The organism is Peterkaempfera griseoplana (assembly GCF_001418575.1).
Classification (GTDB): domain Bacteria; phylum Actinomycetota; class Actinomycetes; order Streptomycetales; family Streptomycetaceae; genus Peterkaempfera; species Peterkaempfera griseoplana.
The window spans coordinates 1-15,314 of record NZ_LIQR01000157.1 but is presented as its reverse complement, the minus strand read 5'-3'; the positions used below and the strand labels follow the sequence as shown (position 1 = coordinate 15,314).

At 73.5% G+C, this 15,314-nt stretch carries 14 protein-coding genes; 11 read left to right on the top strand and 3 right to left on the bottom strand.

Annotation, left to right across the window (positions count from 1 at the left end; genetic code table 11):
• Positions 1-770, top strand: a 770-nt coding sequence (locus tag AOK09_RS13060; protein WP_157875884.1) for a glycoside hydrolase family 10 protein, incomplete at its 5' end; no start/stop codon positions are given.
• A gap of 42 nt (positions 771-812) precedes the next feature.
• On the opposite strand, the gene AOK09_RS13055 is transcribed toward AOK09_RS13060, so the two are convergent.
• Positions 813-1,682 (bottom strand): 3-hydroxybutyryl-CoA dehydrogenase, encoded by an 870-nt coding sequence (locus AOK09_RS13055; protein ID WP_055587335.1) that lies wholly within the window; start codon positions 1,680-1,682, stop codon positions 813-815.
• A gap of 153 nt (positions 1,683-1,835) precedes the next feature.
• A complete protein-coding gene (locus tag AOK09_RS13050) occupies positions 1,836-2,102 on the bottom strand; it encodes a DUF2630 family protein (protein WP_055587334.1) in 267 nt (88 codons plus the stop codon).
• A gap of 149 nt (positions 2,103-2,251) precedes the next feature.
• Between AOK09_RS13050 and AOK09_RS13045 the strand changes: the two genes are divergently transcribed.
• Entirely contained in the window at positions 2,252-3,592 is a 1,341-nt protein-coding gene (locus AOK09_RS13045) for an SAM-dependent methyltransferase (protein WP_055587333.1), read from the top strand.
• 337 nt (positions 3,593-3,929) lie between these two features.
• Here AOK09_RS13045 and AOK09_RS13040 read toward each other — a convergent pair whose 3' ends face one another.
• A complete protein-coding gene (locus AOK09_RS13040; RefSeq protein WP_175609296.1) occupies positions 3,930-5,093 on the bottom strand; it encodes a CaiB/BaiF CoA transferase family protein in 1,164 nt (387 codons plus the stop codon).
• 510 nt (positions 5,094-5,603) lie between these two features.
• Here AOK09_RS13040 and argC point away from each other — a divergent pair.
• From argC to AOK09_RS12995, 9 genes are all read left to right on the top strand, one after another.
• Positions 5,604-6,632 carry an N-acetyl-gamma-glutamyl-phosphate reductase gene (gene argC, locus AOK09_RS13035; protein WP_055587332.1) on the top strand — a complete coding sequence of 343 codons (1,029 nt, stop codon included), beginning with the start codon at positions 5,604-5,606 and terminating at the stop codon, positions 6,630-6,632.
• Positions 6,629-7,804, top strand: coding sequence for a bifunctional glutamate N-acetyltransferase/amino-acid acetyltransferase ArgJ (gene argJ, locus AOK09_RS13030; protein ID WP_055587331.1), 1,176 nt, complete (start codon positions 6,629-6,631; stop codon positions 7,802-7,804). The genes argC and argJ overlap by 4 nt, the downstream gene beginning before the upstream one ends.
• A 59-nt stretch (positions 7,805-7,863) precedes the next feature.
• Positions 7,864-8,811: an acetylglutamate kinase gene (argB, locus tag AOK09_RS13025; protein ID WP_055587330.1), complete on the top strand. Its 948-nt coding sequence runs from the start codon at positions 7,864-7,866 to the stop codon at positions 8,809-8,811.
• Positions 8,808-10,013 carry an acetylornithine transaminase gene (locus AOK09_RS13020; protein ID WP_055587329.1) on the top strand — a complete coding sequence of 402 codons (1,206 nt, stop codon included), beginning with the start codon at positions 8,808-8,810 and terminating at the stop codon, positions 10,011-10,013. The genes argB and AOK09_RS13020 overlap by 4 nt, the downstream gene beginning before the upstream one ends.
• A 14-nt stretch (positions 10,014-10,027) precedes the next feature.
• The gene (locus AOK09_RS13015; RefSeq protein WP_055587328.1) at positions 10,028-10,573 is read left to right on the top strand and encodes an arginine repressor; all 546 of its coding nucleotides are present in this window, start codon (positions 10,028-10,030) and stop codon (positions 10,571-10,573) included.
• 257 nt (positions 10,574-10,830) lie between these two features.
• Entirely contained in the window at positions 10,831-12,027 is a 1,197-nt protein-coding gene (locus AOK09_RS13010; RefSeq protein ID WP_055587327.1) for an argininosuccinate synthase, read from the top strand.
• Between the two features lie 87 nt (positions 12,028-12,114).
• A complete protein-coding gene (gene argH / locus AOK09_RS13005) occupies positions 12,115-13,557 on the top strand; it encodes an argininosuccinate lyase (RefSeq protein WP_055587326.1) in 1,443 nt (480 codons plus the stop codon).
• Between the two features lie 228 nt (positions 13,558-13,785).
• Positions 13,786-14,250, top strand: a complete 465-nt coding sequence (locus AOK09_RS13000; RefSeq protein WP_055587325.1) for a sigma-70 RNA polymerase sigma factor region 4 domain-containing protein — start codon at positions 13,786-13,788, stop codon at positions 14,248-14,250.
• A 373-nt stretch (positions 14,251-14,623) separates the two neighbouring features.
• Entirely contained in the window at positions 14,624-15,151 is a 528-nt protein-coding gene (locus AOK09_RS12995; RefSeq protein ID WP_055587324.1) for a GNAT family N-acetyltransferase, read from the top strand.
• Positions 15,152-15,314 lie beyond the last annotated feature (163 nt).

Below are 15,314 nucleotides of genomic sequence, written 5' to 3'. Positions count from 1 at the left end.
GTAGAGCTTCCCGCCGCCACCCCGACTGGGTCGTCCGGTACGGCGGGAAGCTCTACTACAACCCCGGCATCCCCGAGGCGCGGGCGCATGTCGAGGAGGCAGTGCTGGACGCGGTCCGCCGCTACCCGGTCGACGGTCTGCACTTCGACGACTACTTCTACCCCTACCCGGTCAAGGGCCAGCGGTTCGCTGACGACGCGGCGTTCACCGCGCACGGCGACGGGCTGGGGCTCGCCGACTGGCGGCGCCGCAATGTCGACCTGCTGGTCAGCGAGGTGCACCAGCGCATCCGCACGGTGCGCCCGGGCACGGTCTTCGGGGTGAGCCCGTTCGGCGTCTGGCGGAACCGGTCCACCGACGCCGCGGGGTCGGCGACCAGCGCCGGGGTGCAGACCTACGACGACCTCTACGCCGACACCCGCAGCTGGATCCGGCGGGGCTGGGTCGACTACATCGCACCGCAGCTCTACTGGACGATCGGCTTCAAGGCGGCCGACTACGCGACCCTGGTCGAGTGGTGGGCGCAGCAGGTGGACGGGACCGGGGTGGCGCTGCACATCGGGGAGGCCGTCTACCGGGCGGGCGACCCGGCGCAGGGCGCGGCCTGGCAGGACCCGGCGGAACTCAGCCGCCATCTGACCCTCTGCGCCCGCTATCCGCAGGTGAGGGGCAACATCCACTACAACGCCAGCGCGGTGCACCGCAACCGCCTCGGGGCCTTCGCCGCCCTGGTGCAGGACCACTACCGGGAGCCCGCCCCCGCCACCTGACCGCGGGTACGCGGCCGGCGACGGGGGCGGTGCCCCCGGCCGTCAGTGGCCGGCGGTGTAGTCGTAGAAGCCGCGGCCGGACTTGCGGCCCAGCAGGCCGGCGTCCACCATGCGCAGCAGCAGCGGGGGAGCGGCGTACAGCGGCTCCTTGTACTCGCCGTACATCGACTCCGCGATGGAGACGATGGTGTCCAGGCCGATCAGGTCGCACAGCCGCAGCGGGCCCATCGGGTGGGCGCAGCCGGCCTCCATGCCCTTGTCGATGTCCTCGGCGGTCGCCACCCCGGACTCGAACATCCGCACCGCGGAGAGCAGATACGGCACCAGCAGGGCGTTGACCACGAAGCCCGCCCGGTCGCGGGCGCGGATCGGCTCCTTGCCCAGCACCTCCACGGCGAAGGCCTCGGCGCGGGCGACGGTCTCGGGCGAGGTGGTGAGCGTGGGGATCACCTCGACCAGCTTCTGCACCGGGGCCGGGTTGAAGAAGTGCAGCCCGAGGACCTGCTCCGGACGCGAGGTGGCGGCGGCCAGCTTCACGATCGGGATGGAGGAGGTGTTGGAGGCCAGGACGGCGTCGCGGCGCTCCACCACCTTGTCCAGCGTCTGGAAGATCTGGACCTTGATGTCCTCGCGCTCCGCGACGGCCTCCACGACCAGGTCGCGGTCGGCGAAGTCCGCGAGGTCGGTGGTGAAGGAGATGCGGGCGAGCGCCGCGTCCCGGTCCTCCTGGGTCAGCTTGTCCCGCCTGACCGCGGTGTCCAGCGAGTTGGTCAGCCGGGTGCGGCCGAGCTCCAGCGCCTCCCCGGTCGCCTCGGAGACCAGCACGTCAAGGCCCGTGCGGGCGAAGACCTCCGCGATGCCGGAGCCCATGAGGCCGCAGCCGACCACGCCGACGCGTCCGATGCCGCTCACACACTTGCCTTTCGTCGTATCCGGTTGGCGCAGCACGGGGGCGTGTGCCGGGCCGCGCTGCCGCGGACGACGTTACTCCGCCCGGTGGCACGGCATGCGACCGGCCGTGCCGCCGGGGGCCCGTACGGGTCCCGGAGGCGGCGGGCGGGGCCCTCAGGACAGATAGTCCTCCACCTCGGACGCGGAGCGCACCCGGGCCTGGCCGGGGTCCTCGTCGAACTCCTCCTTGGCCCGGCGCTGGCGCAGCAGGTCCCAGCACTGGTCGAGCTCCGCCTCCAGGACGTTCAGTTGCGCGCGGGCGAGACCGCTGTCCGTGCTGCCCTCCGCGATCTGCTGCCGCAGCTCCTTCTCCGCGGCGACCATGTCGCCGATCCGGTCGAGGATCCTGCGGTCCTGGCCGGCGGACGAAGCGGATGTCATGCTGCCACCTCCTCGGACGTCCCCCTCTGCCACTCTCCTCCTCCCCGCGTCCGGGCGCACCGGTGCGACACCATGGGCCGGGGTTGTCGACCAGGGCGGGCCCGGCGGAGACAATCGAGGTACCCGGCCGGACCTGACGGAGGTGCACCGTGCCCGAAGCAGCCCCGAGACTCGCCGCAGTGGTGGCCCAGCTCACCGGAGACGCCCCGCCGCTGAGACTGCGCGCCTGGGACGGCAGCGAGGCGGGCCCCGAGGACGGGCCCGTACTGGTGCTCCGCGACCGGCGCGCCCTGCAGCGGCTGCTGTGGCGGCCCGGCAAGCTCGGTCTCGCCCGTGCCTGGGTGGCCGGCGAACTCGACATCGAGGGCGATCTCTACACCGCACTGGACCGGCTCCAGGGCTTCACCGGCGGCCGGGAGCAGGGGGCGGCGGCGGAGCGGCCCGGCCGCACCGCGCTGCGTACCCTCGGCTCACTGCGCGACCCCGGGGTCCGCCGGCTGCTCGGCGAGGTGCTGACGCTGGCCGGGGCACCGCTGCCGCCCGCGCCCCCGCCGGAGGAGGCGCCCCGCCGCCGGGGGCCCCGGCACGGCCGCGCCCGGGACCGGGCGGCGATCAGCCACCACTACGACGTGGGCAATGACTTCTACCGCCTGGTGCTGGGCCCGTCCCTGGTCTACTCCTGCGCCTACTGGACCGACGGTCCGGCCACCGGGCTGGAGCGGGCGCAGCACGCCAAACTGGACCTGATCTGCCGCAAGCTCGCCCTGCGGCCCGGCGGGCGGCTGCTGGACGTCGGCTGCGGCTGGGGGTCGATGGTGCTGCACGCCGCCGAGCACTACGGCGTGCACGCGGTCGGCGTCACCCTCTCCGAGCCGCAGGCCGACCTGGCCCGCAAGCGGATCGCGGCCGCGGGTCTCGCGGACCGGGTGGAGATCCGGGTCCAGGACTACCGCGACGTCGTGGACGGCCCCTATGACGCGGTCTCCTCCATCGGCATGGCCGAGCATGTGGGCTCCGCGCAGTACCGGGTGTACGCGAGCCGGCTCCATGAGCTGCTGAAACCGGGCGGACGGCTGCTCAACCACCAGATCGCCCGGCGCCCGCTGCCCGACGAGGGCGAGTACCGGCTGGACGAGTTCATCGACCGCTATGTCTTCCCCGACGGCGAGCTGTCCCCGGTCGGGAGCACGGTCTCGCTGCTGGAGGAGGCCGGGTTCGAGGTGCGCGACGTGGAGGCGCTGCGGGAGCACTACGCGCTGACGCTGCGGGCCTGGGTGGCCAACCTGGAGGCGGGCTGGGACGAGGCGGTGCGGCTGGCGGGCCCGGGCCGGGCCAGGGTCTGGCGGCTCTACATGGCCGCCTGCGTCGGCGCCTTCGAACGCAATGAGATCGGGGTCAACCAGGTGCTGGCCGTTCGCCCCGGGGCCGGCGGCCGGTCCGGTATGCCCCCGACCCGGGGGATGTGGCCGGCCCCGCAGGACGCCGGCTGAGCCGCGCGGCCCCCCCGCCGGGGGCAGGGCGGCGCCGTTGCCCCACCGGCGGGCACGGCCCGCGGGTCCTGCCGCCCGCCTTCGGTCACGGCGTCCAGCGTTCGCCGCAAGGGGAGACCGGGGCCTCCCGCACCGCGGAGCGGGCGGCGCTCCGCGGTGACGGGCGGTCGGCGCAGGGCGGACCGGTACGCGGCCCGGCGCGGGCGGATCCGGGCGGTGCGGACGCCCGGGCCGCCGGCGGCGCACCGCGGCGCACCGCCGGTCCGGTCGCTGTCCGCCGCTCCGGGCGGCGCCCGTTTCTCCGCCCGGCACACCGGGGCCCTGCCGCCCCGGGCGGTCACTCCCGTACGGCGTCGGGCCGCACGGTGCCGTGCTGCGCCAGGGCGGGCAGCCGCCAGTCCCGGGCCACCTCTGCGGTGTGCGCGCCGGGGAGCGCCGGTGGGCGGCGCAGGGCGGCGGGGGTGGCGGAGAAGCGCGGCGCCGGTGCCGGCTGGGGGCGTCCGCCGGCCTCGGTGTAGGTGCCGCGGGCCCGCAGATGGGGGTGGGCGGCGGCCTCCCGCAGGGAGAGCACCGGCGACACACAGGCGTCGGTACCTTCGAAGACCTCGGTCCACTCGGCGCGGGTACGGGTGGCGAAGCGCTCGGCGATCCGGGTGCGCAGCTCCGGCCAGCGGGCCGGATCGTCGCGGTCGGGCGCGTCCTCGCCGAGGTCCAGCAGTGCGGCGAACTCGGCGTAGAACTGCGGTTCCAGCGCCCCGACCGCCATCCAGCCGCCGTCCGAGGCGGCGTAGACCGCGTAGTAGGGGCAGCCGCCGTCCAGCAGGTTGGCGCCGCGCCGGTCGTTCCAGGCCCCGGCGGCGAGCATGCCCCACAGCATGGAACCCAGGTGCGCGGTGCCGTCGACGATGGCCGCGTCGACCACCTGCCCGGCGCCCGCGGTGCGGGCGTGGTGCAGTGCGGCCAGGACGCCCACCACCAGGTAGAGCGAGCCGCCCGCGTAGTCGCCCAGCAGGTTGGCGGGGACGGACGGCGGGCCGTCGGGTGGTCCGATCAGGCCCAGCGCCCCGGCGGTGGCGATGTAGCCGATGTCGTGTCCCGCGTACGGGGCCAGGGGGCCGTCCTGCCCCCAGCCGGTCATCCGCCCGTACACCAGCCGGGGGTTGCGGGCCAGGCAGACGTCGGGGCCCACCCCCAGCCGCTCGGCGACGCCGGGGCGGAAGCCCTCCAGCAGCACGTCGGCCCGTTCGACCAGGTCCAGCAGGAGGGCGGGGCCGTCCGGCGCCTTGAGGTCCAGCAGTACCGACCGCTTGTTGCGGTTGGTGACGTCATGGGCGGGGTCGATGCCCAGCGTGGCGGGGCCGGGGCGGTCGACCCGCACCACGTCGGCACCGAGGTCGGCCAGCAGCATGGCGGCGAAGGGTGCGGGTCCGATGCCCGCCAGTTCCACCACCCTCACCCCGGCCAGTGGACCGGCCGGTCCCGCGGTGGGGGCGTTCTCCATGGTCTGCTCGCATTCACTGGTTCACGGGTGGTGCCGTCCGGCCTCGGCGGGGGCATCACATCATGGCGGGGCTGCCGGCGGGCGGCGGTGGTCCGGCGCTCCTGATCGTGCAGCACCCGCCGCCCGGCCGGGGTCAGCGACGCGGGGGAGCGGTGTGGGACGGCAGCGGGTGCGTCGTGGGGGTGTGCCGGGGATGCTCATCGATCCGGCTGGGGAAGTGTGCGACCGCCGGTCCCGTCCGGTGCGCCACAGGGGAGGTTAGGAGCGTCGCCCGGCCCGCGCAAGCCTTCCCGGGACCCTTCTCCCGCTGCCGGAACGGGGCCCGGCCGGAGCGCGGCGGGGGAGGCGGGTGTCTGCCGAATCGCCTCGTCCGCAGGGTGCCGATCGGTGAGGATGGGGGGTGGGCGTCCGTGGGTCGTGCAGCGGCGGCGGTGCCGTCCGGGCTGGTGACGACCTTGCATGAGTTTGCTTCGATGCGTATATTCATGCTCAGTCGTAGGAAGGATCACCATGGCATTCCGGGCAGCCGTCGCAGGCGCGAGCGGATACGCGGGCGGCGAGGTGCTGCGCCTGCTCCTCGGCCACCCCGAGATCGAGATCGGGGCGCTCACCGGCGGATCCAACGCCGGAACCGCCCTCGGATCCCTCCAGCCGCACCTGCTGCCGCTCGCCGACCGCATCCTGGAGCCCACCACCCCCGAGGTGCTGGCCGGACATGACGTGGTCTTCCTGGCCCTGCCGCACGGCCAGTCCGCCGCCGTCGCCGAGGCCCTCGGCGAGGAGGTGCTGGTGGTCGACTGCGGCGCCGACTTCCGCCTGCGGGAGGCCGCCGACTGGGAGCGGTTCTACGGCTCCGCGCACGCCGGCACCTGGCCGTACGGACTGCCGGAGCTGCCCGGCCACCGGGACGTGCTCAAGGGCACCCGGCGGATCGCCGTCCCCGGCTGCTACCCCACGGCCGTCTCGCTGGCCCTCTTCCCCGCGTACGCCGCCGGGCTCGCCGAGCCCGAGGCGGTGGTGGTCGCGGCGTCCGGCACCTCCGGGGCGGGCAAGGCCCCCAAGCCCCACCTGCTGGGCAGTGAGGTGATGGGCTCGATGAGCCCGTACGGCGTCGGCGGCGTCCACCGGCACACCCCGGAGATGGCGCAGAACCTCAGCGCCGTCGCCGGAGAGCCGGTCATCGTCTCCTTCACCCCCACCCTGGCCCCGATGCCCCGCGGCATCCTCGCCACCTGCAGCGCCAAGGCCCGGCCTGGAGTCACCGCCGCGGCGGTGCGCGCCGCGTACGCCGACGCGTTCGCGGGCGAGCCGTTCACCCGGCTGCTGCCGGAGGGACAGTGGCCGGCCACCTCCGCCGTCTACGGTTCCAACGCCGCGCTGGTGCAGGTGGCCCTGGACGAGACCGCCGGGCGGATCGTGGTGGTCAGCGCCATCGACAACCTCACCAAGGGGACCGGCGGCGGCGCGGTGCAGAGCATGAACCTCGCCCTGGGCCTCCCCGAGACCCTCGGCCTGCCGCTGATCGGAGTCGCGCCGTGACCGGCCTTCCCCCCGCGGGCACCGGTGTCACGGCGGCCCGCGGCTTCCGGGCCGCCGGTGTCACCGCGGGCATCAAGGCCTCCGGCACCCCCGACCTCGCCCTGGTGGTCAACGACGGCCCGTCCCTGGCCGCAGCCGGAGTCTTCACCTCCAACCGGGTCAAGGCGGCGCCGGTCCTCTGGTCGCAGCAGGTCCTCAAGGGCGGTCTGGTCTCCGCGGTGGTGCTCAACTCCGGTGGCGCCAACGCCTGCACCGGTCCGCTGGGCTTCCAGGACACCCATGCCACCGCCGAGCGGGTCGCCGAGGTCCTCGGCTGCAACGCCGGGGAGGTCGCCGTCTGCTCCACCGGACTGATCGGCGAGCGGCTGCCCATGGAGAAGCTGCTCCCCGGCGTCGACCAGGCGGCCCTGGCGCTGGCCGCCGACGGCGGCGAGGCCGCGGCGGTCGCCATCAAGACCACCGACACCGTCCACAAGACCGCGTCCGTCACCGCCGGCGGCTGGACGGTCGGCGGCATGGCCAAGGGCGCCGGGATGCTCGCCCCGGGCCTGGCCACCATGCTGGTGGTCCTCACCACCGACGCCGCCGTCGACTCCGCGGGGCTGGACGCCGCGCTGCGCGCCGCCACCCGCACCACCTTCGACCGGATCGACTCCGACGGCTGCATGTCCACCAATGACACCGTGCTGCTGCTCGCCTCCGGGGCCTCCGGTGTCACCCCCGGCCCCGAGGAGTTCGCCGAGGCGGTGCGTGCCGTCAGCGCCGACCTCGCCCGGCAGCTGATCGGCGACGCCGAGGGGGCCTCCAAGGACATCAGGATCGATGTCACCGGGGCGGCCACCGAGGAGGACGCCGTGGAGGTGGCCCGCACGGTCGCCCGCAACAACCTCCTCAAGTGCGCCGTGCACGGCGAGGACCCCAACTGGGGCCGGGTGCTCTCCGCGATCGGCACCACCGCGGCCGCCTTCGACCCCGACCGGCTGGACGTCGCCATCAACGGCGTCTGGGTCTGCAGGGGCGGCCAGACCGGCGACGACCGCAACCTTGTCGACATGTCGCCCCGCGAGGTGGTCATCACCGCCGACCTGCACGCGGGAACCGCCGCCGCCACCGTCTGGACCAACGACCTCACCGCCGACTACGTCCACGAGAACAGCGCCTACAGCACCTGACAAGCGTGAGCCCCATGACACTTGAGAAGCCGTCAGCAGCAGCGACCCACGGGGGACCCGTGAACACCGAGCCGGCCGCCAAACAGGCCCGCAACCACACCGCCCTGCCCAAGGCCCGCACCCTCATCGAGGCTCTGCCGTGGCTGGAGCGGTTCCACGGCAGAACGGTCGTCGTCAAGTTCGGCGGGAACGCCATGGTCGACGAGGAGCTCAAGCGCGCCTTCGCCCAGGACGTCGTCTTCCTGCGTTACGCGGGCATCAAGCCGGTGGTGGTGCACGGCGGAGGCCCCCAGATCAACGCCCACCTGGACCGGCTCGGCCTGGAGTCCAGCTTCACCGCGGGCCTGCGGGTCACCACCGCCGAGACCATGGACGTGGTCCGGATGGTGCTGGCCGGTCAGGTGCAGCGGCAGCTGGTCGGCCTGCTCAACGAGCACGGCCCGTTCGCCGTCGGCATGACCGGTGAGGACGCCCACACCATGACCGCGGTCAAGCGCTGGGCCGAGGTCGACGGCGAGCAGGTGGACATCGGCCTGGTCGGCGACATCGTCAAGATCGAGCCCGGCGCGGTCCAGGCGCTGCTGGACGACGGCCGCATCCCGGTGGTCTCCTCCATCGCCCGCAGCGACGACGGCCATGTCTACAACATCAACGCCGACCTCGCCGCCTCCGCCCTGGCCTCGGCGCTCGGCGCCGAGATGCTGGTGGTGCTCACCGACGTCGAGGGCCTCTACGCCGACTGGCCGGCCAGCGACGACGTGATCAGCCGGCTGACCGCCAGTGAGCTGGAGGAGCTGCTGCCGACCCTGTCGAGCGGCATGGTGCCCAAGATGGAGGGGTGCCTGCAGGCGGTGCGTGACGGCGTCGCCACCGCGCGGGTGCTCGACGGCCGTGTCCAGCACTCCCTGCTGCTGGAGATCTTCACCGACGAGGGCATCGGCACCATGGTGGTGCCCGACCCCGTCGACGACACCACCGACCACCTGGACCACGGGGGACTGGCATGACCACCAACGCCGAACTCACCAGCCGCTGGCAGCACAGTCTGATGGACAACTACGGCACCCCCCGGGTGCCGCTGGTCAGCGGAGAGGGCGCCCACTTCACCGACGCCGACGGCAAGGTCTACCGGGACTTCATCGGCGGGATCGCGGTCAACGCGCTGGGCACCGCCCATCCCGCCGTGGTCGAGGCCGTGAGCCGGCAGATCGCCACCATCGGCCATGTCTCCAACCTCTTCATCTCCGAGCCCCCGGTACGGCTCGCCGAGCGGCTGGTCGAGCTGCTCGGCCGCCCCGGCCGGGTCTACTTCTCCAACTCCGGCGCCGAGGCCGTGGAGTGCGCCTTCAAGATCGGCCGCCGTACCGGGCGGACCCACATGGTGGCCACCACCGGCGGCTTCCACGGCCGCACCATGGGTGCTCTCGCCCTCACCGGCCAGCCCGGCAAGCAGGACCCGTTCCGTCCGCTGCCCGGCGATGTCACCCATGTCCCGTACGGCAGTGTCACCGCGCTGCGCGAGGCGGTCACCGAGCAGACCGCGCTGGTCGTCATCGAGCCCATCCAGGGGGAGAACGGGGTGATCCCCGCGCCCGACGGCTATCTGGCGGCCGCCCGCGAGATCACCCGGGCGACCGGCACCCTGCTGGTGCTGGACGAGATCCAGACCGGTGTCGGCCGTACCGGCCACTGGTTCGCCCACCAGGCCCTGGGCATCGAGCCCGACGTCATCACCCTGGCCAAGGGGCTCGGGGGCGGTCTGCCGATCGGCGCCACCGTCGCCTTCGGCGAGGCCGCCGACCTGCTGGCCCCCGGCCAGCACGGTTCCACCTTCGGCGGCAACCCGGTGGTCTGCGCCGCCGCGCTGGCGGTGCTGGACACCATCGCCGCCGAGGGGCTGCTGGACCATGTCAAGCGGCTCGGGGAGAAGCTGCGGCAGGGCGTCGAGGCGATCGGCGACCCGCTGGTCTCCCGGGTCCGCGGAGCCGGGCTGCTGCTGGGCATCGTGCTGGAGCGGCCGCTCGCCCGGGAGGTCCAGGAGGCCGCCCAGCAGGCCGGGTTCCTGGTCAACGCCTGCGTCCCCGACACCGTCCGGCTGGCTCCGCCGCTGGTGGTGACCGACGAGGATGTGGACGCACTGCTCGCCGCCCTGCCGCAGATCCTGGCCGGCGTACGGGATGCTGTGCCCGCCGAAGACGTCCGACCGTAGGAGAGCCGCACCTCATGACCGATGTCCACCGCGCCCAGGCAGGGCAGCCGGGACCGCAGGTCCCGCAGACCCGCACCGCGCGGCACCGGCGGATCGTGGACCTGCTGACCCGCCAGCCCGTCCGCTCACAGAGCCAGCTCGCCAAGCTGCTCGCCGACGACGGACTGGTGGTCACCCAGGCCACGCTCTCCCGCGACCTGGACGAACTGGGCGCGGTCAAGATCCGCAACAAGGACGGCGCCCTGATCTACGCCGTCCCTGCGGAGGGCGGCGACCGCACCCCCAGGGCGCCGCTCGGGGAGTCGGCCACCGAGGCCAGGATGGGCCGGCTGGCCGGCGAGCTGATGGTCTCGGCGACCGCCTCCGGCAATCTGGTGGTGCTGCGCACCCCGCCGGGCGCGGCGCAGTTCCTGGCGTCCGCCATCGACCAGGCGGAGGTGTTCGAGATCATCGGCACCATCGCGGGCGACGACACCGTGCTGCTGATCAGTCGGGACGCCCAGGGCGGCCAGGAGCTGGCCGACCACCTGATGCAGCTGGCCCAGGCGAAGAACCCCTGACTGGCCTTGGGCGGCCAGTCCTTGAGCGGCTGACCCCCGAGTGGCCCACCCCTGAGTGGCATCCGCCGCCGCCCCCACCGGGCGCCGGCCGACGGGGCCGCTGTGGACCGTACCCGCTCCCCGCGGGGCGGTCCGCGGCGGCCCCGAGTGCTGTCCGGGCGCCGCTGCGCTGTCGGCTTTGAATTCCATACGGACTCATGCATACTTATACCTAGCACCGCATGGAGTGCCCCGCACGCACTGTGAAGGAGAAAGCCGTGACCGAGCGCGTCGTACTCGCCTACTCGGGCGGTCTGGACACGTCCGTCTGCATCGGCTGGATCGCCGAGGAGACCGGCGCCGAGGTCATCGCCGTCGCGGTCGACGTCGGCCAGGGCGGCGAGGACCTCGAGGTCATCCGCAAGCGGGCGCTGGCCTGCGGTGCGGTGGAGGCCGAGGTGGCCGACGCCCGCGAGGAGTTCGCGGACGAGTACTGCCTGCCCGCCATCAAGGCCAACGCCCTCTACATGGACCGCTACCCGCTGGTCTCCGCGCTCTCCCGCCCGGTGATCGTCAAGCACCTGGTGGCCGCGGCCCACAAGCACGGCGCCTCCATCGTCGCCCACGGCTGCACCGGCAAGGGCAACGACCAGGTCCGCTTCGAGGCGGGCATCTCCTCCCTGGCCCCCGACCTCAAGTGCATCGCCCCGGTCCGCGACTACGCCATGACCCGGGACAAGGCGATCGCCTTCGCGGAGACCAACAACCTCCCCATCGCCACCTCCAAGAAGTCCCCGTACTCCATCGACCAGAACGTCTTCGGCCGCGCCGTGGAGACCGGCTTCCTGGAGGACATCTGGAACGCCCCCATCGAGGACATCTACGAGTACACCCAGAACCCCGCCGAGCCCCGCGAGGCCGACGAGGTCGTCATCACCTTCAAGCAGGGCGTCCCGGTCGCCATCGACGGCAAGCCCGTCACCGTGCTGCAGGCGATCGAGCAGCTCAACCAGCGGGCCGGCGCCCAGGGCATCGGCCGCCTCGACATGGTCGAGGACCGGCTGGTGGGCATCAAGTCCCGCGAGGTGTACGAGGCCCCCGGCGCCATCGCGCTGATCACCGCCCACCAGGAGCTGGAGAACGTCACCGTCGAGCGTGAGCTCTCCCGCTACAAGAAGGGCGTCGACCAGCGCTGGGGCGAGCTGGTCTACGACGGCCTGTGGTTCTCGCCGCTGAAGCGGGCCCTGGAGGGCTTCGTGGAGACCGCCAACCAGCATGTCTCCGGTGACATCCGGATGACCCTGCACGGCGGCCGGGCCACCGTCACCGGCCGGCGCAGCGAGGAGTCGCTGTACGACTTCAACCTGGCCACCTACGACACCGGCGACACCTTCGACCAGTCGCTCTCCAAGGGGTTCATCGAGATCTTCGGGATGTCGTCGAAGATTGCGGCCAAGCGCGACCAGCGGGCCTGACCTCCCCTCAGCCAGTATCGGAAGGGTCCCGGCGCTCCACGGAGCTCCGGGGCCCTTCCCCCCACCCCAGCACCGAAGGAGCACCAGGTGTCGCACGACCAGACCCCCACCGCCGCCGGCGACGTACGTCTGTGGGGCGCCCGCTTCGCGGACGGACCGTCCGAGGCGCTGGCCGCGCTCTCCGCCTCCGTGCACTTCGACTGGCGCCTGGCCCCGTACGACATCGCCGGCTCCCGGGCCCACGCCCGGGTGCTGCACAGCGCCGGGCTGCTCACCGCCGACGAGCTCGACCGCATGCTGGACGGGCTGGACCGGCTGCTCGCCGACGTGGAGTCCGGCGCGTTCACCGGAACCGTCGCCGACGAGGACGTGCACACCGCACTGGAGCGGGGGCTGCTGGAGCGCCTCGGCCCCGACCTGGGCGGCAAGCTGCGGGCCGGCCGTTCCCGCAACGACCAGATCGCCACCCTCTTCCGGATGTACCTGCGCGACCACGCGCGCATCATCGGCGGCCTGATCCTGGACCTCCAGCAGGCGCTGGTCGGCCTCGCCGAGGCGCACCCGGACACCGCCATGCCCGGCCGGACCCACCTCCAGCACGCCCAGCCGGTGCTCTTCGCCCACCATGTGCTGGCCCACGTCCAGGCGCTCTCGCGGGACGCCGAGCGGCTGCGGCAGTGGGACGCCCGCACCGCGGTCTCCCCGTACGGCTCCGGTGCGCTGGCCGGCTCCTCGCTGGGCCTGGACCCCGAGGCGGTCGCCGCCGACCTGGGCTTCGAGGGCGGCTCGGTGGGCAACTCCATCGACGGCACCGCCGCCCGTGACTTCGTGGCGGAGTTCGCCTTCGTCACCGCGATGATCGGTGTCAACCTCTCCCGGATCGCGGAGGAGGTGATCATCTGGAACACCAAGGAGTTCGGCTTCATCACGCTGCACGACGCCTTCTCCACCGGTTCCTCGATCATGCCGCAGAAGAAGAACCCCGACATCGCCGAGCTGGCCAGGGGCAAGTCCGGCCGTCTGATCGGCAACCTCACCGGCCTGCTGGCCACCCTCAAGGGTCTGCCGCTCGCGTACAACCGCGACCTGCAGGAGGACAAGGAGCCGGTCTTCGACTCCTGCGACACCCTGGAGGTGCTGCTGCCGGCCTTCACCGGGATGATGGCCACCCTCACCGTCCACCGCGAGCGGCTGGAGGAGCTGGCGCCGGCCGGGTTCTCGCTGGCCACCGACATCGCCGAGTGGCTGGTGAAGCAGGGGGTCCCGTTCCGGGTGGCCCACGAGGTGGCGGGGGAGTGCGTCAAGGTCTGCGAGCGGCAGGGCATCGAGCTGGCCGACCTGACGGACGAGCAGTTCGCCGCCATCTCCGCGCACCTCACCCCCGAGGTCCGGTCGGTGCTCACCGTGCACGGTGCACTGGCCTCCCGTGACGGCCGCGGCGGCACCGCACCGTCCGCCGTCGCCCGGCAGCTGGCCGAGGTCAAGGCGGACCTGGCGGTCCAGCAGGAGTGGGCGGACGCCAAGCGCTGACCCCGCCCCAGCCTCCCCGCCGAAGGGCGGACCGGTGGGAACCGGTCCGCCCTTCGGCGCGTCGGCGGCCGGGCGCGGGTCCTGTCCAGTTGACGCAGCGTCAACTCGGCTGTGGCCACCGGCATCCCCGCGGGCGGTTTGCCGCGCCGGCCGGAGCAGCGGCGCATCCTGGGCCGGGCCGGGTGCGTCCCCACGGGCAGAACCGTCCCCCACGCCCCGGAGGCACCCGTGAGCGCCCTTGCCGACACCCGGCTGCGACCCGCCTTCGCCCCGCTGGCAGCGGCGCTGGCCCGCGCCCACGGCCTGGACCCGGAGGACCTGGAGCAGCAGGTCTGGCTGCGCGCACTGGAGCACACCGCCCGGCAGCGACCGCCCGGCGACACCTCGGGATGGCTGCGGTCGCTGACGGTCCACGAGTTCCGGCGGGCCCTGGAACCGGCCCGCACCGAGACCCCGGCCGCGCTTCCGCCGCGCCCCGCGGCGGCCGGGCCGCCCTGCATCCTCCGCGAGGCCGTCTCCAAGCTGCCGGGCCGCTGCGCCGGGCTGCTCACCGCGCTGCTGGACGAGCCGGACCTCGACTACACCGCACTGGCCGCCGCCACCGGGATGCCCCGCGGCTCCATCGGCCCCACCCGCTCCCGCTGCCTCGGCTGCCTGCGGCGCCTCCTCCACGACCAGGCCGGACTTCTCTGAGCCGGTGGCCCTCGGACGACTGGCGACCACGGGGCGGCCGGGGGCGATACGCACCGCGTGGGCGGGGCGGCGGGCCCCGTGCCGCCGCACGTGATCTGGAACACGTCGGGGTCCCTGAGGTTGCAGAGGGCCGAAGTGCGGGTAATGCCTGGGCGAACGCGCCTCTTGACGGGCCCGCGACCGCACGGATACTGAGCGTGAGCGCAGCCGTCCTCCCCTGACCCAGGACCTGCCGGGCCGCGGGTGGGGGCACGTTCGCGCACCACCCCGGACCGGGAGCGATCCCCGGCACGGGTCCACCTCCGGTCAGCGCCGCCCGCGCGCACCCCCTCATCCCTCCGGCGCCGGGCACACACGAAGGGGAGGCATGCGCATGGGCATGAGCGTGACCATCTCGGTCGCCGTGCAGGACGACGCCGAACAGATCCTCAAGCTCCAGTACCTCTGCTACCAGAGCGAGGCCGAGCTCTACGGCGACTGGGCCATCGAGCCGTTGACCCAGACCCTCGACAGCCTCCGCGACGAACTCGCCGAGCACTGCGTGCTCGTGGCCAGGCTCGGCGGCGAGGTCGTCGGCTCGGTGCGCGGCTGGGTCGACGACGCCGGGGTGGCCCGGCTCGGCCGCCTGGTGGTCCATCCGCGGATGCAGGGCCACGGACTGGGCAGCCGGCTGCTGCAGGGCGTCGAGCAGCGCCTGGCCGCGGCGGGGCGGGTCTCCGCGTACCGGCTGTTCACCGGCCACCGCAGCCTTGGCAATCTGCGTCTCTACCGGCGTCTGGGCTATGTGGAGATCGGGGTCGAGGAGGTCAGCCGCCGCCTCAGCCTGGTCACCCTGGAGAAGCCGGCCGCGCCGGTCGGGGCGGCGACCCTGGCCGCGCGACCGCTGGCCGCCAGCGCCTGACCGGAGCGGCCGCGCAGGCTCCGTCCCCCGGGGGCGGAGCCTGCGCCGCTGTGTCCGGTCTCACGTTCCGGACGCCCCGGGCCGCCGTCGCGGCGCGGGTAAAGTCGAAGATCATGGACCTTGCCGCAGACGCCCTGCTCCTCGACATGGACGGCACCCTGGT

Coding starts and splice junctions, on each gene's coding strand:
- AOK09_RS13050 (WP_055587334.1), bottom strand. CDS start 2,102: ATGACATCCGCTTCGTCCGCCGGCCAGGACCGCAGGATCCTCGACCGG.
- AOK09_RS13040 (WP_175609296.1), bottom strand. CDS start 5,093: ATGGAGAACGCCCCCACCGCGGGACCGGCCGGTCCACTGGCCGGGGTG.
- argC (WP_055587332.1), top strand. CDS start 5,604: ATGGCATTCCGGGCAGCCGTCGCAGGCGCGAGCGGATACGCGGGCGGC.
- AOK09_RS13020 (WP_055587329.1), top strand. CDS start 8,808: ATGACCACCAACGCCGAACTCACCAGCCGCTGGCAGCACAGTCTGATG.
- AOK09_RS13015 (WP_055587328.1), top strand. CDS start 10,028: ATGACCGATGTCCACCGCGCCCAGGCAGGGCAGCCGGGACCGCAGGTC.
- AOK09_RS12995 (WP_055587324.1), top strand. CDS start 14,624: ATGGGCATGAGCGTGACCATCTCGGTCGCCGTGCAGGACGACGCCGAA.